15 protein-coding genes and 1 riboswitch are annotated in these 20065 nt (G+C 56.2%); of the genes, 5 read left to right on the top strand and 10 right to left on the bottom strand.

What is annotated here, in order from left to right; translation table 11 throughout:
- The first annotated feature begins 60 nt into the window (after positions 1 to 60).
- Complete coding sequence (locus tag AC6I8N_RS01530; RefSeq protein WP_497829902.1) at positions 61 to 2325, top strand: zinc/cadmium/mercury/lead-transporting ATPase; 2265 nt, start codon at positions 61 to 63, stop codon at positions 2323 to 2325.
- Between the two features lie 17 nt (positions 2326 to 2342).
- Here the strand turns inward: AC6I8N_RS01530 and tusA are convergent, their stop codons facing one another.
- Positions 2343 to 2594, bottom strand: coding sequence for a sulfurtransferase TusA (gene tusA / locus AC6I8N_RS01525; RefSeq protein WP_021186275.1), 252 nt, complete (start codon positions 2592 to 2594; stop codon positions 2343 to 2345).
- 193 nt (positions 2595 to 2787) lie between these two features.
- Between tusA and AC6I8N_RS01520 the strand changes: the two genes are divergently transcribed.
- Positions 2788 to 3453 (top strand): 7-cyano-7-deazaguanine/7-aminomethyl-7-deazaguanine transporter, encoded by a 666-nt coding sequence (locus tag AC6I8N_RS01520; protein ID WP_021186274.1) that lies wholly within the window; start codon positions 2788 to 2790, stop codon positions 3451 to 3453.
- Between the two features lie 117 nt (positions 3454 to 3570).
- Positions 3571 to 4128, top strand: a complete 558-nt coding sequence (locus tag AC6I8N_RS01515; protein WP_497829901.1) for a DcrB family lipoprotein — start codon at positions 3571 to 3573, stop codon at positions 4126 to 4128.
- A gap of 69 nt (positions 4129 to 4197) precedes the next feature.
- Here AC6I8N_RS01515 and glgP read toward each other — a convergent pair whose 3' ends face one another.
- From glgP to glgB, 5 genes are all read right to left on the bottom strand, one after another.
- Positions 4198 to 6645: a glycogen phosphorylase gene (glgP, locus tag AC6I8N_RS01510; RefSeq protein WP_497829900.1), complete on the bottom strand. Its 2448-nt coding sequence runs from the start codon at positions 6643 to 6645 to the stop codon at positions 4198 to 4200.
- Between the two features lie 21 nt (positions 6646 to 6666).
- Entirely contained in the window at positions 6667 to 8100 is a 1434-nt protein-coding gene (gene glgA, locus AC6I8N_RS01505; RefSeq protein WP_021186271.1) for a glycogen synthase GlgA, read from the bottom strand.
- 61 nt (positions 8101 to 8161) lie between these two features.
- On the bottom strand, positions 8162 to 9457 hold the full coding sequence (glgC, locus tag AC6I8N_RS01500) for a glucose-1-phosphate adenylyltransferase (protein ID WP_021186270.1): 1296 nt from the start codon (positions 9455 to 9457) through the stop codon (positions 8162 to 8164).
- A gap of 10 nt (positions 9458 to 9467) precedes the next feature.
- Positions 9468 to 11447, bottom strand: coding sequence for a glycogen debranching protein GlgX (gene glgX / locus AC6I8N_RS01495; RefSeq protein ID WP_497829899.1), 1980 nt, complete (start codon positions 11445 to 11447; stop codon positions 9468 to 9470).
- On the bottom strand, positions 11447 to 13630 hold the full coding sequence (gene glgB / locus AC6I8N_RS01490) for a 1,4-alpha-glucan branching enzyme (protein WP_497829898.1): 2184 nt from the start codon (positions 13628 to 13630) through the stop codon (positions 11447 to 11449). The genes glgX and glgB overlap by 1 nt, the downstream gene beginning before the upstream one ends.
- Before the next feature lie 109 nt (positions 13631 to 13739).
- Between glgB and AC6I8N_RS01485 the strand changes: the two genes are divergently transcribed.
- Positions 13740 to 14039 carry a hypothetical protein gene (locus AC6I8N_RS01485; protein WP_208724582.1) on the top strand — a complete coding sequence of 100 codons (300 nt, stop codon included), beginning with the start codon at positions 13740 to 13742 and terminating at the stop codon, positions 14037 to 14039.
- Here AC6I8N_RS01485 and asd read toward each other — a convergent pair.
- Positions 13983 to 15092 carry an aspartate-semialdehyde dehydrogenase gene (asd, locus tag AC6I8N_RS01480; protein WP_497829897.1) on the bottom strand — a complete coding sequence of 370 codons (1110 nt, stop codon included), beginning with the start codon at positions 15090 to 15092 and terminating at the stop codon, positions 13983 to 13985. The genes AC6I8N_RS01485 and asd overlap by 57 nt on opposite strands.
- A 221-nt stretch (positions 15093 to 15313) precedes the next feature.
- On the opposite strand from asd, the gene AC6I8N_RS01475 reads away from it, so the two are divergent.
- Complete coding sequence (locus tag AC6I8N_RS01475) at positions 15314 to 15907, top strand: YhgN family NAAT transporter (protein ID WP_021186266.1); 594 nt, start codon at positions 15314 to 15316, stop codon at positions 15905 to 15907.
- An 85-nt stretch (positions 15908 to 15992) separates the two neighbouring features.
- Here the strand turns inward: AC6I8N_RS01475 and panS are convergent, their stop codons facing one another.
- The 3 genes from panS to lysC form a co-directional block, all read right to left on the bottom strand.
- The gene (gene panS / locus AC6I8N_RS01470; protein ID WP_021186265.1) at positions 15993 to 16910 is read right to left on the bottom strand and encodes a ketopantoate/pantoate/pantothenate transporter PanS; all 918 of its coding nucleotides are present in this window, start codon (positions 16908 to 16910) and stop codon (positions 15993 to 15995) included.
- A 178-nt stretch (positions 16911 to 17088) separates the two neighbouring features.
- Positions 17089 to 17781 (bottom strand): aquaporin Z, encoded by a 693-nt coding sequence (gene aqpZ, locus AC6I8N_RS01465; protein ID WP_208724581.1) that lies wholly within the window; start codon positions 17779 to 17781, stop codon positions 17089 to 17091.
- A gap of 261 nt (positions 17782 to 18042) precedes the next feature.
- The gene (gene lysC / locus AC6I8N_RS01460; RefSeq protein ID WP_497829896.1) at positions 18043 to 19398 is read right to left on the bottom strand and encodes a lysine-sensitive aspartokinase 3; all 1356 of its coding nucleotides are present in this window, start codon (positions 19396 to 19398) and stop codon (positions 18043 to 18045) included.
- A gap of 113 nt (positions 19399 to 19511) precedes the next feature.
- Positions 19512 to 19706, bottom strand: a riboswitch (Lysine riboswitch).
- Between the last annotated feature and the right edge of the window lie 359 nt (positions 19707 to 20065).

Raw genomic sequence — 20065 nt, 5'->3', positions numbered from 1 at the left:
GCACTCCAGAGTGTAGCATCAGGGTACGGACCTTTGTCCGTCCCTGAATCCGGAGGTTACATGCATCAACATTCCCACGCCTGTCGTTGTGGTAAAAGCCATAGCAAACCGCAGCCACTTTGTGGCATTAGCCGCGCGCGCCCGGTGACATTACAGATTTCCGCCGCACAGCCGGTCACGCCAGACAGCAACTGTAGCTGCTGCGATAACGGCAGTCCCGGCGGTGGCGACGCCGACGAAGAGAGCGACAGGTCCGGCCCTGACACCCAACAATTCCGCTGGCAAATTGCCGGGATGGATTGCCCGAGCTGCGCACGCAAAATCGAAACTGCCGTACAAAAACTGCCGCAGGTGCGCAACGCCCGTGTCATCTTCGCCAGCGAGAAACTGGTGGTTGACGCTGAAAATGATATCCGTCCGGCGATCGAACAGGCGGTAAAAAACGCCGGTTTCCGCCTGACCTCCACCGAGCCACAACCTCAACCAGGCCGTTTACGGGAAAATGCCGGATTGCTGCTGCTGGCGCTATTGATGCTCGCCAGTTGGCTCCTCAGCTTGGTTGCTCCGGTCTGGGGCGATCGCCTGTTTATTGTGACCACCTTAGTCGGCCTGCTGCCGGTGGCCCGCAGCGCATGGCGTCTGCTACGTAGCGGTTCCCCTTTCAGTATCGAAACCCTGATGACCCTCGCCGCTGGCGGTGCGCTGGTGATTGGCGCCCATGCCGAAGCCGCGATGGTCTTGCTGCTGTTCCTGCTGGGTGAACGGCTGGAAGCCTATGCCGCCACTCGCGCCCGTCGTGGTGTGACCGCGCTGATGGCGCTGCGCCCGGATACCGCTACCCGCGTGCGTGGTGCACAGCGTGAACAAGTCGCGCTGGCGGATTTACGCCCCGGCGATGTCATTGAAGTGGCTGCGGGTGGCCGTTTGCCTGCCGATGGCGAGTTACTTGCCAGCGCGGCCAGCTTTGACGAAAGCGCATTGACCGGCGAATCGTTGCCGGTAGCACGCCAACCCGGTGAGACAGTGATGGCCGGAGCCACCAGCGTCGACCGTCTGGTAACGCTACAAGTGATCTCGGAACCCGGCCACAGCGCTATTGATCGTATCCTGCAACTGATCGAGGAATCAGAAAGCCACCGCGCACCGATCGAACGTTTTATCGATCGCTTTAGCCGCCTTTACACCCCGGCGATTATGTTGCTGGCGGTGCTGGTGATGACGTTGCCGCCGCTGTTGGGTGGCGCTGACTGGCTGTCATGGATTTACAAAGGTTTGACGCTGCTGCTGATTGGGTGCCCCTGTGCACTGGTGATCTCTACCCCGGCAGCCATTACCTCTGGGCTGGCTGCTGCGGCACGTCAGGGAGCGCTGATTAAAGGGGGAGCCGCGCTGGAAAGACTCAGCCGCGTCACCATCATGGCGTTTGATAAAACCGGCACCCTGACCGAGGGTAAGCCGCAGGTGACCGACGTGGTACCCTTTGGTGACGCCCAACCTGAAACCTTGCTAACATCAGGCGCAGCGGTAGAACTTGGCTCCAGTCACCCATTGGCAATGGCGATCGTCGCGGAAGCCAGCCGTCGCCAGCTTTCCCTGCCTGAGGCCCGCGATCAGCGCACGTTGCCCGGTGGCGGCATTGCAGCGCAGATTGCGAGCATCAGCTATCAATTGCTGGCCCCGCGCGAAGTGAAAAACCTGCTTGAGGATCAGCAGCAAACCATCGCGCAGCTTGAAGCCGAAGGAAAAACCGTGGTGGTGCTGTTGCAGGATGCCCGCCCGCTGGGTGTGCTGGCGTTGCAGGATAAGTTACGAAGCGAGGCCGCGAGCGCCGTAGCGGCGCTACAACAACTCGATGTCAGCAGCCTGATGCTAACCGGTGATAATCCGCGTGCCGCCGCCGCCATCGCCGCAGACCTGGGGATTGATTATCGCGCGGGCCTGCTGCCTGCTGATAAGGTTGCCGCGGTACGCGATCTGGATGCACAACAATCGCTGGCAATGATTGGCGATGGCATCAATGATGCCCCGGCGATGAAAGCCGCTACCATAGGGATTGCGATGGGCAGCGGCACCGATGTTGCACTGGAAGCAGCCGATGCGGCCCTGACGCAAAACCGGCTGGCGATTCTGCCGCGCACCGTGGCGCTGGCACGCCGTACCCGCCGCATTATCCGTCAGAATATCGCGCTGGCGCTGGGGCTGAAGGCCTTGTTCCTCATCACCACGCTACTCGGCATTACCGGCTTGTGGCTGGCAGTGCTGGCGGATTCCGGTGCCACCGCGTTGGTGACTGCCAATGCGCTGCGGTTGCTGCGTTCACGTTAAGCTGCGCGCGGATGCCCTCAGGCGTCCGCGCCTTTCTGGATCAGGTACTGATACGGCAGGCTTTCCGTCTGCTGTGCCAGCAACGTATGCTCCATAAAACGGCAAAAGCCGGGAATATCACGCGTGGTCGCCGGATCGTCGGCGATAATCAGCAGGGTTTCACCCGCCTGCATCTGGCGCACGGTTTTGCGCACCATCATCACCGGCTCCGGACAGCGCAGGCCAAGGGCATCCAGGGTGTGGTCCGGCGCGGAAAAGGGATCGCTCATGATTCTCTGTCTGTTTTCAAGGGAGGGCGCTCATTCTAGCGCGCTAAATCATCAGCGCAAGGCGATAACGATTGCGTTAATATTAACCATTGCATAAATCGCACAACGCGATAAGATGCCGCCGATTTTTTATTAACCACCGCAGCAAACTGCGGTACTGGGTTCCCTCACCCCAACACTAAAAAGGCTCAACATGATCGCTTTTTCTCCGCGTCAGCGCATGCATGCGCTGTTCTGGCTGTCGCTGTTTCATCTGCTGGTGATCACTTCCAGTAACTATCTGGTGCAGTTGCCGGTGGCCATTTTTGGCTTCCACACCACCTGGGGTGCGTTCAGCTTTCCGTTTATTTTCCTCGCGACCGATCTCACCGTGCGTATTTTTGGCGCGCCACTGGCGCGACGCATTATTCTGGCGGTGATGGTGCCGGCGTTGTTTATCTCTTACATCGTCTCCTGCGTGTTTTATCAGGGCGAATGGCAGGGTTGGGCGTCATTGGAGCAAGTGAACCTGTTCGTGGCCCGAATCGCCAGTGCCAGCTTTATGGCCTATGCATTGGGACAGATTCTGGATGTGCATGTATTTAACCGTCTGCGTCGTCTGCCGCAGTGGTGGATTGCACCCGGCGCAGCCATGTTCCTCGGTAATATCAGCGATACGCTGGCGTTCTTCTTTATCGCCTTCTACAAAAGTCCGGACCCGTTTATGGCTCAGCACTGGGTGGAAATCGCGCTGGTGGATTACAGCTTCAAAGTAATGATCTGCATGCTTTTCTTCCTGCCAGCCTATGGCGTACTGCTGAACGCAACCCTGAAGCGTCTGGCTGAGCGTTCGGCCCAGCGTCAGCTCAATTTCGGTTAATTCTACGTAGTACCCTCGCCGCACCCACGCTAAGATTTCCTGACAAACCGGCGGTTGCTTTTGACCGCCGATTCCGATTTGATAATCGCGGACTGGAATCTTGTTATAGGGAAAAGAATGCGTAACTTAGTGAAATATGCGGGCATTGGCCTGCTGGTGCTTGGCCTCGCGGCCTGTGACCAGAAAAAAGATGACGCGGCAGCGGCGGACAACGGCGCCACTGCCAGCCAGTCAACCCAGACGGTGAGTCTGCTGGATGGCAAACTGAGCTTTACCCTGCCTGCGGGGATGTCGGATAAGAGCGGCAAATTGGGTACAGAATCCACCAACATGCATGTCTACGCCGATCAAACCGGTGCGCGCGCGATTATCGTGATTGCCGGTGACCCAACCAATGAAGCGCTGGATTCTCTCTCCCAGCGTCTGGAACAGCAGCAACGCAACCGCGATCCGCAGTTGCAGGTGGTATCGAACAAAGCGGTAACGCTGAGCGATCAACCGGCCCAGCAGCTGGATACGGTGATTTCTGCCAACCACCAGACCTCCTGGTCTTCGGTGATTCTGGCGAAGGTCGATGGCAAACTGCTGACCCTGCAAATTACCCTGCCAGCGGATAATCAGCAGCAGGCGCAGAGCGATGCCGACAGCATCGTGAAAAGCATCACGCTGAAATAGTTTTTGCGGCCTGGTGCCCTCACCCCGGCCCTCTCCCGCAAGACGGGAGAGGGTGGCGTCCAGCCTTCGTTACAATCTCACTGGCGAAATATGCCAGATCTCATCGGCATACTCCTGAATGGTACGATCCGCCGAAAAATAGCCCATATTAGCGATATTCAGCGCCGCACGTCGTTGCCACTCATCTGGCTGACGATAGAGTTTGTCCACCTTATCCTGGGTATCCACATAGCTGCGATAATCTGCCAGCAATTGATAGTGGTCGCCAAAGTTCACCAGCGCATCGAACAGATTACGATAGCGACCCGGATCTTGCGGGCTAAACAGACCACTGGCAATCTGCGTCAGCGCCTGATGCAGCTCCTCATCCTCTTCGTAGTATTTACGTGGGTTGTAGCCATCTTTGCGCAACTGCTCGACCTGCGGCGTGGTGTTACCGAAGATAAAGATATTCTCCGCACCGACATGTTCGCGCATCTCGACGTTGGCCCCATCCAGCGTACCAATCGTTAACGCGCCGTTGAGCGCAAACTTCATATTACTGGTGCCGGAAGCCTCCGTACCCGCCGTGGAGATCTGCTCGGAGAGATCCGCCGCCGGAATAATGATCTGCGCCAGGCTAACCCCGTAGTTAGGGATAAACACCACCTTCAGCTTGTTTTTCACCTGCGGATCGTTGTTGATCACCTTCGCTACATCGTTGATCAGATGAATGATGTGCTTCGCCATGTAATAGGCGGAGGCCGCTTTACCGGCAAAAATATTCACCCGAGGTACCCAATCTGCATCGGGATCGGCCTTGATGCGGTTGTAGCGGGTGATAACGTGCAACACGTTCAGCAGCTGGCGTTTGTACTCATGAATGCGTTTGATTTGCACATCAAACAGCGCATGTGGGTCCAGCACAATATCGAGGTTTTTTGCTACCCAATCCGCCAGGCGTTTTTTGTTGGCAAATTTGGCATCGGCGATCTGCTCAATAAACGCCGGGAAATCGATTTGCGGCGTCAGGTCGCTGAGTTGGCTAAGGTCGGTGCGCCAGTTGCGGCCAATCGCCTCATCCAGGACTTCTGAAAGTGCCGGGTTAGCCAGAGCCAGCCAACGGCGTGGTGTGACGCCATTGGTTTTATTACAGAAACGTCCCGGGAACAGACGAGAAAAATCGGCAAACAGCGACTGCACCATCAGGTTGGAGTGGAGTTCGGAAACACCGTTAACCTTATGACTGACCACCACCGCCAGCCATGCCATACGGACCTTGCGGCCATTGTTCTCATCAATGATTGAGATACGTGACATCAGATCCCAGTCATCCGGATAGTATTCCTGAATGGTTTTCAGGAAATAATCATTAATTTCAAAGATGATGCTGAGATGGCGCGGCAGGATCTTGCCGATCATATCCACCGGCCAGGTTTCCAGCGCCTCGGTCATCAGCGTGTGGTTGGTGTAGGAGAACACCTGGCAGGTGACTTCAAACGCATCGTCCCAGGAAAATTTCTGCTCATCAATCAACAACCGCATCAGTTCGGGGATCGCCAGCACCGGGTGGGTATCGTTGAGATGGATGGCGATTTTATCCGCCAGGTTTTCCCAGGTTTGGTGCATCTGCCAGTGACGGTTCAGGATGTCCTGCACCGTAGAGGAGACGAGAAAATATTCCTGGCGCAGACGCAGCTCGCGACCGGAATAAGTGGAGTCGTCGGGATAAAGCACACGCGACACGTTTTCCGAATGGTTTTTATCTTCCACGGCGGCAAAGTAATCGCCCTGATTGAACTTACCCAGGTTGATTTCGTTACTGGCCTGCGCGCCCCACAACCGCAGCGTATTGGTGGCATCGGTATCAAAACCGGGCACGATCTGATCATACGCAATGGCCAGGATCTCTTCGGTTTCGATCCAGCGCACCCGGCTGCCTTCGTGTTGCAAACGGCCACCAAAACGCACTTTGTAGCGGGTGTTAAAACGCTGGAATTCCCACGGGTTACCATATTCCAGCCAGTAATCCGGCGATTCGCGCTGCTGGCCATCGACAATATTCTGCTTGAACATACCGTAATCGTAACGGATGCCGTAGCCACGCCCCGGCAGGCCGAGGGTCGCCAGTGAATCGAGGAAACAGGCGGCGAGACGTCCCAGACCACCGTTGCCAAGGCCGGGATCGTTCTCTTCTTCCATCAGTTCGCTGAGATCCAGCCCCATCTCATCCAGCGCCTGATTGAGATCGTCGTAAATACCCATCGCCAGCAGCGCGTTGCCCAGGGTGCGGCCCATCAGGAATTCCATCGACAGGTAATACACCTGACGTACATCCTGCGACAATTGCGCCCGGCTGGAACGTAGCCAACGTTCCACCATGCGGTCGCGCACTGCCAGCAGCGCGGCGTTGAGCCACTCATGCTTATTGGCGATGGAAGGGTCTTTACCGATGGTAAACATCAGTTTATAGGCTATCGAGTGCTTCAGCGCATCAACCGTCAGGGTGGGTGAGGCATAGGTGAAAGGTGCGTTCATATCAAGTATCCCAATCTCTCATTACAGCAAACGTTGATAAAGATCGCGGTAGGCTTGTGCTGCCACCTGCCAACTAAAATCCATCCCCATCGCCTGACGCTGAACATAACGCCAGAGGGAAGGACGGGACCACAGTACAAAAGCGCGCCGAATCGCTCTGAGCAGCGACCAGGCATTACTGTCTTCAAAGCTGAAACCACTGGCGATCCCATCTGCCAGGTTTTCCAGCGAACTGTCATTCACCGTATCCGCCAGACCACCGGTACGACGTACCAGCGGCAGCGTGCCGTATTTCAGACCATAAAGTTGTGTCAGGCCACAGGGTTCAAAGCGGCTGGGCACCAGAATCACATCCGCACCGCCGACAATGCGGTGCGAGAAAGCCTCGTGATAGCCAATCTGCACGCCAACGCTGCCGGGGTGCTCGGCCGCCGCCGCCAGAAATCCCTGCTGTAATTCGGCATCTCCCTGCCCCAACAATACCAACTGGCCGCCCTGCGCCAGTAAACCGGGCAGCGCTTCCAGCACCAAATCCAGACCTTTCTGCCGGGTTAAGCGGCTGATTACACAAAATACCGGTACTTTGTCATCGACCTTCAAGCCCATGGCAATTTGCAGCTGACGTTTGTTCTCCGCCTTGCTCTCCAGCGTGTCCCGGTCGTAACGCGCGGTCAGCAGCAGGTCATGCGTCGGGTCCCAGATCGCCGGATCAACACCATTCAACACGCCACTTAACCGTCCTTCACGCAGACGCTGCGCCAGCAGCGCTTCCATACCATAGCCAAACTCCGGGCGGGTGATCTCCAGCGCGTAAGTTGGGCTGACCGCCGTAATATGATCTGCATAAAACAGGCCAGCTTTGAGATAAGAAATTTGCCCATAAAACTCCAGGCCATGCATGTTGAAGAATGATCGCGGTAACTGGATCTCCTCCATATGACGCGCCGAAAACAGCCCCTGATACGCCAGGTTATGCACGGTAAACACCGATTTCGCCGGGCGGCCTCGCGCCTCCAGATAGGCGCAGGTTAACCCGGCATGCCAGTCATGCGCATGCACGATATCTGGCCGCCAGAAGGTGTCCAGTCCACAGGCGATTTCACAGCCCATCCAGCCGAGCAGCGCAAAGCGCAGATAGTTATCGACGTAGGCAAACTGTGATTCATCGTGGTACGGGCTTCCCGGACGTTCATACAATCCCGGTGCATCAATTAAATAAATGCCAACACCGTTGAAATGTCCAAAAAGTAAGCGAACAAACCCAGCAAAGGTTGGCAGCTCCGCCACCACTTCCGTATCCGGAATCCCTCTACGCAGGTCGGGATACGCGGGAAGTAAGACCCGCGTATCCGTACCACCGGCAATTTGTGCCTGCGGTAAAGCGCCGACAACATCAGCCAACCCGCCGGTTTTCAACAACGGGAAAAGTTCTGAACAGACATGTAAAACCTGCATCCTGGACCCCTTTTGTGATATCGCTCGCGTTCCACGCGTCGATTGTCTGTGTGCTTTTTCGTCACCGCCCGACGGCACCCGCCAGTTTGGCTAACATGGCGCGCGTCACCAGCACGATGCCCTCTTCTGAACGGTAAAAACGGCGGCTGTCTTCATCGGGATTTTCGCCAATCACAATGCCTTCAGGCAGCACGCAGGCGCGGTCAATGACGCAGCGGCGCAGACGGCAGGAGCGGCCAATCACCACATCGGGCAGCAGTACCGAAGAATCGATGTTGCAAAAAGAGTTCACACGTACGCGCGGAAACAGTACCGAGTTCACCACCACGGAGCCGGAGATAATGCATCCGCCAGAAACCAGCGAGTTCATCGTCATACCATGACTACCGGAACGATCCTGCACAAACTTCGCCGGTGGTAGCGGCTCCATATGGGTACGAATCGGCCAGCCGTGGTCATACATGTCCAGTTCCGGTGTGACGGAGGCCAAATCCAGATTGGCGCGCCAGTAGGCTTCGAGCGTTCCGACATCGCGCCAGTAGGGTTCGGCAGCTTCGTCGCTTTGCACGCAGGACAGGGTGAAGGAGTGCGCGTAGGCGTCGCCGCTGGCCACAATTTTCGGCAGCAAATCTTTACCGAAATCGTGATTGGACTCAGGTATCTGGGCGTCTTCTTCCAGCAGCTGGTAGAGATAATCGGCGTTAAAGACATAAATCCCCATGCTGGCCAGCGCCTTGCTGTCATCGCCGGGCATTGAGGGGGGAACAGGCGGTTTTTCTACAAAATCGACCACGTTGTTCTCGGTATCCACCGCCATCACGCCAAAGGCAGTAGCTTCCTCCAACGGCACCGGCAAGCAGGCGATGGTGCATTTGGCACCACGATCGACGTGATCCAGCAGCATGCGCGAATAATCCATTTTGTAGATATGATCCCCGGCGAGGATCACGATGTACTGGGCGTTATACCGACGAATGATGTCGAGGTTTTGCGTTACCGCATCCGCCGTCCCACGATACCAGTGCTCAGTGGAGAAGCGCTGTTGTGCGGGCAACAGATCAACAAACTCGTTCATCTCTTCGTTGAAAATCGACCAGCCGCGCTGGATATGCTGCACCAGCGTGTGTGACTGATATTGCGTGATCACGCCAATGCGCCGGATGCCCGAGTTGAGACAATTGGAGAGCGCAAAGTCGATGATGCGGAACTTCCCACCAAAGTGCACCGCCGGTTTGGCGCGTTTGGCGGTCAGGTCTTTCAGGCGTGTGCCACGTCCTCCGGCGAGGATCAGCGCCACCGTCTGCGTAGGGAGCTGGCGTGCCAGCATCAGATGATCTGTTCTATCTAAATTCACCATGTCTGACTCCTTATGATTGTTTCAGGAACACACACACACCGTGTGCGGGCCCGTGCCAGACAGTTGTCAAAATGGGGTTATCTTCCCCGGCGAAAGGAGGAATGGCACGCCACTCTCCGTCTGGTAAGGCGAGGTCACTCACCGCATCCGTGGCGTTAATTGTTATTAACCAGCGGCCGGAGAGCAGGATCTGCATTCTGTGCGTCCCCTGTTCCCACTCCTCATTCCCCAGTGGTTTGCCGCTGGCATTGAACCACCGTACGTTGCCATCGCCCTCCTGCCACCAGCGATCTGCCGTGAGCGCGGGAATGCGCTTACGCAGATGGATTAACGTGGCAGTGAAGTCGACCAGTCCAGAATCATCCTGTTGCCAGTCCAGCCAGGTCAGCGGGTTGTCCTGACAATACGCATTGTTGTTGCCATGCTGGCTGTGACCACGTTCATCACCCGCCAGCAGCATCGGCGTACCCTGCGCCAGCAGCAACGTCGTGAGCAGCGCATGCACACTGAGCCGCCGTCGCTCGACAACATCGAAACTGACATGCAGCCCTTCATGACCGTGGTTATTGCTGAAATTGTTGTTGCTGCCGTCGCGATTGTCTTCGCCGTTAGCCTGATTGTGTTTATGGTTGAAGCTCACCACATCGCGCAGCGTAAAACCGTCGTGTGCGGTGATCAGATTGATACTGGCGTGCGGCAGACGTGGCGCACGCTGAAAAACATCGCTGGAGGCGGCAAAGCGTCGGGCAAAATCACCGTTGCTCAGCCCGCCGTGTAACCAGAAGCACCGCGTTGCATCGCGAAAGTGGTCGTTCCACTCGGCAAAGGTAGGCGGATAGTTACCGACCTGATAGCCGCCGGGACCGACATCCCAGGGTTCGGCGATCAGTTTCACTTTTGACAAAATCGGACAGGCTTTGATGGCTGCGAATAGCGGCGCATCCTGGCGGAAATCCGGCGTACGCCCCAACACCGAGGCAAGGTCGAAACGAAAACCATCAATATGGCAATCGCGCACCCAGTGGCGCAGCCCTTCCAACACCCATTCCATCACCTGAGCATCGCTGAGATTCAGCGTATTGCCGCAGCCGGTCCAGTTATGGTATTCGCCCTGCGCGTTAAGCCAGTAATAACTGGCGTTATCAATGCCGCGCATCGCGATCACCGGGCCAAGCTCATCCAGTTCGGCGGTGTGGTTGAACACCACATCAAGAATCACCTCAATACCCGCCGCATGCAGCCTTTTTACCGCCTGCTGAAACTCCTGCAACGGCGTCAAACCGTCTTCGCCGGAGGCGTAACGGGGATCGACCGCCCAGAGTGCCACCGGGTTGTAGCCCCAGTAATTGCTGAGTCCCAACCGCAGTAAACGCGGCTCGCTGGCAAAATGGGCAATCGGCAGCAGCTCCAGCGCCGTGATACCAAGGTGGCGTAGATACTTCACCATAACAGGATGACCCAGTGCCGCATAAGTCCCGCGCAGTCTTTCCGGAATTTCCGGATGTAACTGAGTCAGCCCACGGACATGCGCTTCATAAATCACCGTTTTCCCCCAGGGGGTGCGCAACGGCGTGTCTTCATCCCAGTCAAAATCTTCGGCGATGACCAGTGATTTGGGCGCAATGCCAGCATTATCCTGCTTGTCCGGCAGGGTTGTGCCGTTGAAAAAGCGCGGATCGTCCGGCACATCGCCAACCACCGCTCTGGCGCAAGGATCAACCAGCAATTTCTTCGGATTAAAACGATGCCCCTCAGCAGGCGACCACGGGCCATGCACGCGGTAGCCATAGCGTTGACCCGGTTTCAGCCCAGGAAAGTAGCCGTGCCAGATATCGCCACTGCGTTGTGGCAGCGGGAAGCGACGCTCAACGCCGTGCTGATCAAACAGGCACAGCTCCACTTTTTCCGCATGGCGGGAAAACAGCGTGAAGTTGACACCATGACCATCGTAATTCGCGCCCAGCGGTGCGGGCTGCCCGCTCTCCAGCATTATTCTCCCTCCCGCACCAACCAGACTGTCGCCAGCGGCGGCAGGGATAGACTGAGGGATTGTCCCCGACCGTGACTCGGGATGTCGTCAGTGTGTACCTGATGATTACGCACATCGCTACCGTGGTAGTCATGCTGGTCGGTATTGAGTACTTCTTGCCAGCGGCCAGCCTGATTGACGCCAAAGCGGTAATGGGGACGCGGTACCGGCGTAAAATTGCTGATCACAATCACCTCATTGCCGTCACGATCGCGCCGCACGAAGGCAAACACCGAGTTTTCATGGTCGTCGACCACCAGCCACTCGAACCCCTGCGGGTCGAAATCCAGCTGATACAGCGGCGAATAGTGGCGATAGGTATGGTTAAGATCGCGTACCAGCCGCTGCACGCCGTGGTGCCAGTTATCCGCCCCTTCCAGCAGATGCCAGTCGAGGCTGGTGTCGTGGTTCCACTCTTTGCCCTGAGCAAATTCACCGCCCATAAACAGCAGCTTCTTGCCCGGGAAGGCCCACATCCAGCCGTAATAGGCGCGCAGGTTAGCGAATTTCTGCCACGGATCACCCGGCATGCGATCGAGAATCGAACGTTTACCGTGTACCACTTCATCATGCGACAGCGGCAGCACGAAGTTTTCCGTGTAGTTATAGAGCATGCCGAAGGTCATCAACTGGTGATGGTAGCGGCGATGCACCGGGTCGTGTTTCATGTAATCCAGCGTGTCGTGCATCCAACCGAGGTTCCACTTAAACCAGAAACCAAGACCACCCGCTTCCGGTGGACGTGAGACACCGGGATAGTCAGTGGACTCTTCGGCTATCGTGACAGCGCCCGGCGCTGCTCGCCCCAGGGTGCGGTTGGTATAACGCAGGAAGGAGATGGCCTCCAGATTATCGCGGCCTCCATATTGGTTGGGTATCCACTCACCTTCAGCCCGGCTGTAATCGCGGTAAATCATCGACGCCACCGCATCCACACGCAGCCCATCGATACCAAAGCGCTCCAGCCAGTACAGCGCATTGCCGGAGAGGTAATTACTCACTTCGCGGCGACCAAAGTTGTAGATCAGCGTGTTCCAGTCCTGATGGTAGCCTTCGCGCGGGTCGCTGTGTTCATACAGCTCGGTGCCATCAAACTTCGCCAGCCCAAAATCATCGCTGGGAAAATGGCCCGGTACCCAATCCAGCAGCACGTTGATGCCCGCAGCATGCGCACTGGCGATGAACTCGCGGAACTCATCGCGGGTGCCAAAGCGGCGAGTCGGCGCATACATGCCGAGTGGCTGATAACCCCAGCTACCGTCAAACGGGTGTTCATTAATCGGCAGCAGCTCAATATGGGTGAACCCCATCTCTTTGACATACGGGATCAACTGCTCCGACAGCTCCTTGTAGCTGAGCCAGAAGTTGTTCTCGGTATGCCGCCGCCAGGAACCCAGATGCACTTCGTAAATGGAAATCGGCGCATCGAAGGCATTCGCGGCTTTGCGCTGCGCCGTCATCTCGGTTTTTGGCGGCAGGCCGCAGATCATCGACGCCGTTTGCGGACGCATCTGCGCTTCAAAGGCAAAGGGATCGGCTTTGATACGCAGTTGGCCGAAGGCATCGATGATTTCGAATTTGTAGAGCTGCCCGTTGAACGCACCGGGGACAAACAGCTCCCAGATCCCCAGTTCACGGCGGAAACGCATCGGATGGCGCCGTCCATCCCAGTAATTAAATTCCCCCACTACCGACACGCGCCGCGCGTTGGGCGCCCAAACGGAAAAACGCGTACCGTTGACGCCATCAAGGGTGGTGCCGTGTGCCCCCAGGGTTTCATACGGACGTAAATGGGTGCCTTCAGCCAGCAGCCAGGCATCCATCTCTTGCAGCAATGGCCCGAAACGGTAGGCATCATCAATCAGATTTTGCTGGCCGTGCCAGTTCACCGCCAGTTGGTAACGAAACAGATTTTTTCGGCGCGGGATGACGCCACTGAAGAAGCCGCGTGAGTCAAAACACTCCAGCTGAGCGCATTTACGCCCGGTGTTGGTTTCTATCACCCACACCTCTGACGCGTCGGGCAACAAGGCCCGGACTTCCAGACCTTGCTCAGTCTGGTGCATTCCCAGCAGGGAAAAAGGATCGGAATAATTGCCCGCAAACAGGGCATTGATCGCCTGGCGATCGGGAAGCTCTGACATGATTTCTTCCTGTGACATTTGGCAGGCGAACTGCGTCAGACGTGAAAGCCTTATCAGATGCGCTGCTCTTCATTGAGCCATGAGTACACAGCAAGGAAGGAGACCGTCCGTGGAAAAAATCTTTGCTATGTACAACAACCATTCAGTACGGAAAGCAAAACAACCAACTACCGGCACATCATTGTTAAATCATAGCTTGGGGCTGGCAGAAGCCAGGGAGGATCGCAAAAAATTATTTTCGGGAGAGCAAAAAAGGGAAGCCGATCACTTGTCAGGCGAAATTTTGGTTAAGTGTTGCAGCCTGAAATGCAAAAAAGGCCGGGAAAATCCCGGCCATGTTTTAACGTTACGCTTAATCCACCAGCAGACGCAACATACGACGCAGCGGTTCTGCCGCGCCCCACAGTAACTGGTCGCCGACGGTGAAGGCCGACAGGTACTCCGGCCCCATATTCAGTTTGCGCAGACGCCCTACCGGCGTCGTGAGCGTGCCGGTTACCGCCGCCGGTGTCAGTTCACGCATGGTGATTTCACGGTCGTTCGGCACCACTTTGACCCACTCGTTGTGGGCGGCCAGCAGCTGCTCAATCTCCGCCAGCGGCACATCTTTTTTCAGTTTCAGCGTAAATGCCTGGCTGTGGCAACGCAGCGCACCGACGCGTACGCACAGGCCATCAACCGGGATGACTTTCTGCGTGCCGAGGATTTTGTTGGTTTCTGCCTGGCCTTTCCACTCTTCGCGGCTCTGGCCGTTTTCCAGTTGTTTGTCGATCCACGGAATCAGGCTGCCCGCCAGTGGCACACCGAAGTTATCGGTTGGCAACGTGCCTGAACGGGTGAAGTCGGTCACGCTACGTTCGATGTCGAGGATGGCAGAAGCCGGATTCTGCAACGATTTCGCCACATGATCATGCAGCATACCCATCTGCGTCAGCAGCTCGCGCATATGACGCGCACCGCCACCGGACGCCGCCTGATAAGTGGCCACGGAGGTCCACTCCACCAGATCGTTAGCAAACAGGCCACCGAGTGACATCAGCATCAGGCTGACGGTGCAGTTACCGCCGACAAAGGTTTTGATGCCGCTGTCGAGGCCCTGACGAATCACCTGATGGTTGACCGGATCAAGAATAATGATGGCGTCATCTTTCATGCGCAGCGTGGAAGCGGCGTCAATCCAGTAACCCTGCCAGCCGCTGGCGCGCAGCTTCGGATAGACTTCACTGGTGTAATCCCCGCCCTGGCAGGTGATAATGATGTCGAGCGCCTTCAGCGCATCAATATCAAAAGCATCCTGAAGCGCACCGGTCGACTTACTACCGAAGGTCGGTGCAGCCTGGCCAAGTTGCGAAGTGGAGAAGAAGACCGGATTGATCACATCAAAATCACGTTCTTCGCTCATGCGGGACATCAGCACGGAGCCGACCATACCACGCCAACCAATAAAACCTACATTCTTCATTTTCTGTCCGTCTCGGGCGCTTCTTCAGAGGCCCTGTCTGGTGCGAGGGAAAAAACCAACCGGATTAACCTGCTGGTCTGCGTAATAATCAGGTTTACCTATGACCTTCAACTCTACAAAATGCTGCACTTCTGGCAAGTGAATTAATTCGATTGCGCTAACTTTTTCAGCAGCGCAACTAATAACGGCGCATAACGCCGCAAAGGGATGGTTTAACACAAATGACTGAAATGATTTCCGCCACCATATTATTGCTGCTGATTATGGACCCGTTAGGTAACCTACCGATATTTATGTCGGTTTTGAAGCATCTGGAACCTAAACGCCGTCGCGTGGTGCTCATCCGGGAAATGTTGATTGCGCTGGTGTTAATGCTGCTTTTTTTATTCGCCGGTGAACGCATTCTGGCGTTTCTCAATCTGCGCACCGAGACGGTGTCGATTTCCGGCGGTATCATTTTGTTCCTGATCGCGATCCGCATGATTTTCCCGTCGACAGAGAGCAGCAGCACCGGTTTACCCGCCGGAGAAGAACCCTTCCTGGTGCCGCTGGCGATTCCGCTGGTGGCCGGACCGTCGCTGTTGGCAACCCTGATGCTGCTGTCGCATCAGTACCCAAATCAAATGACATATCTGGTCGGCGCGCTGTTGATCGCCTGGGGCGTGACAGTGGTGATTTTGTTGTTGTCCGGCTTGTTCTTGCGCCTGTTGGGCGATAAAGGTGTCAACGCGCTGGAACGTCTGATGGGATTGATTTTGATTATGCTGGCTACGCAGATGTTTCTGGATGGGATTCGCGCTTACCTGAAGATTTAACGTAGCGGCGCAATTTATCGCGCGGTTCGGTGCGCGATGCAGGAAAAACCTTGCGCGATAAATCGCGCCGCTACGGGTGCATGTTTTACTTTTTCTTTATGGGTTTGCCTGACCAGTAACCCGCCAGCAGGGAACCTGACAGGTTGTGCCATACCGAGAACAACGCGCCTGGCAGCGCAGCCAGCGGCGAGAAGTAGAGTTTGCCCAGCGTTGCCGCCAGACCGGAGTTTTGCATCCCCACTTCCAGCGCCAGGGTGCGACAGGTGGATTCGTCAAAGCCGAACAGCTTACCGCCCCAGTACCCGCCGAGCAGACCAATGGCGTTGTGCAGAATCACCGCCACAATCACCACCAGCCCTACCGAACCGATAAAGCCCTGGCTACCCGCCACCACCGCGCTGATGATCAACAGAATACACACCATAGAAAACGCCGGCAGATAAGGTTCTACGCGGCGCACCACGCTATTCATTGAGTGGTGGATAATCAGGCCCAGACCAATCGGGATCACCACGATTTTCACGATGCTGAGCAGCATCCCCACCACATCCACCTGGATATGCGTGTCGACATAGAAACGCGTCAGCAGCGGGGTGGCAAACACCCCCACCAGCGCCGAAACGGAGGAGATGGTCACCGACAAGGCCACATCTCCCTTCGCCAGATAGATCATCACGTTCGACGCGGTGCCACTGGCAACGCTGCCCACCAGAATCATGCCCGCGGCCAGGTCCGGCGGCATCTGGAACAGTTTCGCCAGACCCCATGCCGCCAGCGGCATCACCAGATAGTGCAGAAACGTACCGGCGATAACCGGAGCCGGACGCACCAGCACGCGTTTGAAATCATCAATATTTAGCGTTACGCCCATGCCAAACATAATCAGCATCAGCAGATACGTCACCCACGGACCAATGCCAAGGAACGTGGATGGAGAATAATAGGCAGCGACCGAGAGCAGTACAGCCCACAGTGGGAACAGGCGGGTAATTTTGCCGAGCATGGACGAACTTCCTTATGCAGGTTTTATTATGTCATTGCGGAGTATTGCCACAGATAAAGTGTCGCGCAGGAAACGGCTGCCACGACGGACGCGGGATCATAACATTTCGTTATCGTGAGGTAAGGCTGGAAGTGAAAATGCGGATCGGCTGCTGCCGATCCGGGTAAATTGGCCGAAATTACTCTGCTTTTTCCAGTAAAAAGCGGTAGATCGCACCACCAATTGCACCGCCGATGATGGGCATCAGCCAGAACATCCACAACTGAGACAACGCCCAACCGCCCTGGAACAACGCCACGCCGGTGCTGCGCGCCGGATTCACCGAAGTATTGGTCACCGGAATGCTCACCAGATGGATCAGCGTCAATGCCAGACCAATGGCAATCGGCGCGAACCCTGCCGGGGCGCGTTTATCAGTGGCCCCCATAATCACTATCAGAAACACCGCGCTGAGGACCGTTTCGCTAATCATCCCCGACAGCAAGTTAAAACCACCGGGTGAGTGCTCACCATAGCCGTTAGCGGCAAAGCCACTGGCGGCGACATCAAAATCGGCCTTGCCGCTGGCGATCAGATACAACACCGCCGCCGCTGCAACGGCCCCCAGCAGTTGCGAGACGATATAAGGCACCACCAGGCTGGCCGGAAAACGCCCGCCAATCATCACCCCAACGGTCACCGCCGGATTAAAATGCCCGCCCGAGATGTGCCCGACAGCGAACGCCATTACCAGCACCGTCAAACCAAATGCCAGCGCCACGCCTGCAAAGCCAATACCCAGTTGTGGAAACGCAGCGGCCAACACCGCACTGCCACAGCCCCCTAACACCAGAACAAAAGTACCGAAGAACTCTGCAACGAACTTTTGCATCGCGATTCCCTCAATAAGATTGATGATTTAGCGTCAGAATTGTCATTCTCGGTTGCGGAAGTGCAACCGTTCACAGTGAGCGTAGTGGGCTTTTTACACAATTCCAGTGCAAAACAGGCGCTTGCCGTGCGGGCTTAAGCGAAACGGGAGGAAAAAGTGGTACGGATACGGATAAATTTTGCGACTTAATTAATTATTTAGATTAATTAATCAATAAAAAAGCCGGACCTTGTCCGGCTCGATACATGCTTAAAAATTCTTTTAACAGCCAAAAAGATTTTTATGCAGCGCGCGCACCACTTCTTCTGCGTCGCCGCCCGGCACCAGGAAGCACAGGTTGTAGCTGCTGGCTCCGTAACAGATCATTCGCAGATTAAACGGTTCCAGGGCACCAAACACTTCTTTGCCCACACCGCAGGCTTTAGACAGGTTGTTACCGATAATCGCCACCAGCGCGAGGTTCTCTTCCACTTCGACGCGACACAGAGAAGAGAGTTCGGTCAGCAACGCCTGAGTCAGCAGGCTGTCGCCGGTGGAGGTGGAACCGGTGGTATCCAGCGTCAGCGCCACGCTCACTTCGGAGGTGGTGATCAGATCGACCGAGATACTGTGGCGCGCCAGAATCGCAAACACTTCGGCCAGGAAGCCGCGTGCATGCAACATGTTCAGGCTGTGCAGCGTCAGCAGAGTTTGCTTACGACGCAGCGCCAGTGCGCGGAACAACGGCGGGTTTTGCGTCTCGTTGCACACGCGTGTACCACCAGCCGCCGGATCTTTACTGGAACCGACGAACACCGGGATATCGCTGCGCACTGCGGGCAGCAACGTCGCCGGATGCAGCACTTTGGCACCAAAGGTCGCCATTTCAGCGGCTTCTTCGAAGGTGATTTCATCGATACGCTTGGCGGCAGGCACCACGCGCGGATCGGTGGTGTAGATACCCGGGACATCGGTCCAGATATCGACGCGTACTGCCTGCAACGCTTCACCCAGCAATGCAGCGGTATAGTCGCTACCGCCACGGCCCAGCGTGGTGGTGCGGCCTTTGCTTTCACTACCGATAAAGCCCTGGGTCACTACCAGCGCCTGGGTGGTGCGCGGGGCCAGCAACACAGCGGATTGTTCTTTCAATGCCGCCACATCCGGTTCCGCACGACCAAAGCGGTCGCTGGTGCGCATCACTTTGCGCACATCAAACCACTCGGCGTTGATTTGGCGCTCACGCAGAATTTCCACGAACAGCAGCGTCGACATCAGTTCGCCGTGGCTGACCAGTTCATCGGTCAGTGCATTGGACGTCGCCAGTGCCGCCGCTTCCGACAGCATGCCGATGTTTTCCAGCATGCGATCAATCTCTTCACGGATCACTTCCGGTGATTGCAGACGATCGATGATGGCGTATTGAATACGGCGGATTTCATCCAGCAGAGTCGCGCGCTGCGCTTGTTCTTTGCCTTCAGAGAGGGATACCAGCAGGTTGGTGACGCCAGCCGAGGCGGATAACACCACCAGACGGGTATTGGCATCGGACAGCACCACGTTGGCGCTGCGGTTCATGGCATCAAAATCGGCAACGCTGGTGCCACCAAATTTCGCCACGATCAGAGTTTGAGACATGTAACGAACCTCGTGTCAGGTTATCTTTCTCCCGCTTTGTTGGGACGGGAGACATTCTATCAGCCTTGGCACAAGAGAAGAGCAGAAATGGGCAGACAAGATCATGAGACGAGTCACCCAGAAGCGCTTCACCTTGCGAAACGTCCGACTGTGGACGTTTCTGGTGACAACCCAGAGGATTCAGCCCCTGCAGCCGACAGCACAACACACCGCGTGTTGTCCCACCTCGGCGTCGCACCCCCTGATGTGTTATCCCCGGATACGGTTCCTCCAACACACTGCCTGGGCGACGCGCCTCTTCTGGCTTACGCCCGGAGGCGTAAGTAGCGCGCACATAAATATAGGTTAATTGTTCCGCTGTCAACGCCTGATGTTTGAGGATTTTTCACATTCACGGCATGACGTGCGCATCGCAGAACAAACGGACAAGTGAACTCCCGCCTAAAGTAGTGGCGGGTGGCCAGTCATCTGCCCTTTTCCTGATACGGCACAGGGAATCCACAGCGGATTTTGCTGAAAATGTTTCAGAATCATCGCAGCCCCTCTGCCGGACGAGATGTGGGGACAGCGCGCGAAATCACAATTTTTTTCCTTTCAGTAGCAACTGTGGTCATACTGAAACCCGTCGCGGCAGCACAAGTCGCCGCCAGAATGCTAAACAAGCCGG

The sequence above is a fragment of the Pantoea sp. X-Soil-TKNS-1279 genome (assembly GCF_059730565.1).
Note: the sequence above shows the minus strand (reverse complement) of the source record. Positions and strands in the feature narration are given on the sequence as shown.

Coding starts and splice junctions, on each gene's coding strand:
- AC6I8N_RS01530 (WP_497829902.1), top strand. CDS start 61: ATGCATCAACATTCCCACGCCTGTCGTTGTGGTAAAAGCCATAGCAAA.
- tusA (WP_021186275.1), bottom strand. CDS start 2,594: ATGAGCGATCCCTTTTCCGCGCCGGACCACACCCTGGATGCCCTTGGC.
- AC6I8N_RS01520 (WP_021186274.1), top strand. CDS start 2,788: ATGATCGCTTTTTCTCCGCGTCAGCGCATGCATGCGCTGTTCTGGCTG.
- AC6I8N_RS01515 (WP_497829901.1), top strand. CDS start 3,571: ATGCGTAACTTAGTGAAATATGCGGGCATTGGCCTGCTGGTGCTTGGC.
- glgP (WP_497829900.1), bottom strand. CDS start 6,645: ATGAACGCACCTTTCACCTATGCCTCACCCACCCTGACGGTTGATGCG.
- glgA (WP_021186271.1), bottom strand. CDS start 8,100: ATGCAGGTTTTACATGTCTGTTCAGAACTTTTCCCGTTGTTGAAAACC.
- glgC (WP_021186270.1), bottom strand. CDS start 9,457: ATGGTGAATTTAGATAGAACAGATCATCTGATGCTGGCACGCCAGCTC.
- glgX (WP_497829899.1), bottom strand. CDS start 11,447: ATGCTGGAGAGCGGGCAGCCCGCACCGCTGGGCGCGAATTACGATGGT.
- glgB (WP_497829898.1), bottom strand. CDS start 13,630: ATGTCAGAGCTTCCCGATCGCCAGGCGATCAATGCCCTGTTTGCGGGC.
- asd (WP_497829897.1), bottom strand. CDS start 15,092: ATGAAGAATGTAGGTTTTATTGGTTGGCGTGGTATGGTCGGCTCCGTG.
- AC6I8N_RS01475 (WP_021186266.1), top strand. CDS start 15,314: ATGACTGAAATGATTTCCGCCACCATATTATTGCTGCTGATTATGGAC.
- panS (WP_021186265.1), bottom strand. CDS start 16,910: ATGCTCGGCAAAATTACCCGCCTGTTCCCACTGTGGGCTGTACTGCTC.
- aqpZ (WP_208724581.1), bottom strand. CDS start 17,781: ATGCAAAAGTTCGTTGCAGAGTTCTTCGGTACTTTTGTTCTGGTGTTA.
- lysC (WP_497829896.1), bottom strand. CDS start 19,398: ATGTCTCAAACTCTGATCGTGGCGAAATTTGGTGGCACCAGCGTTGCC.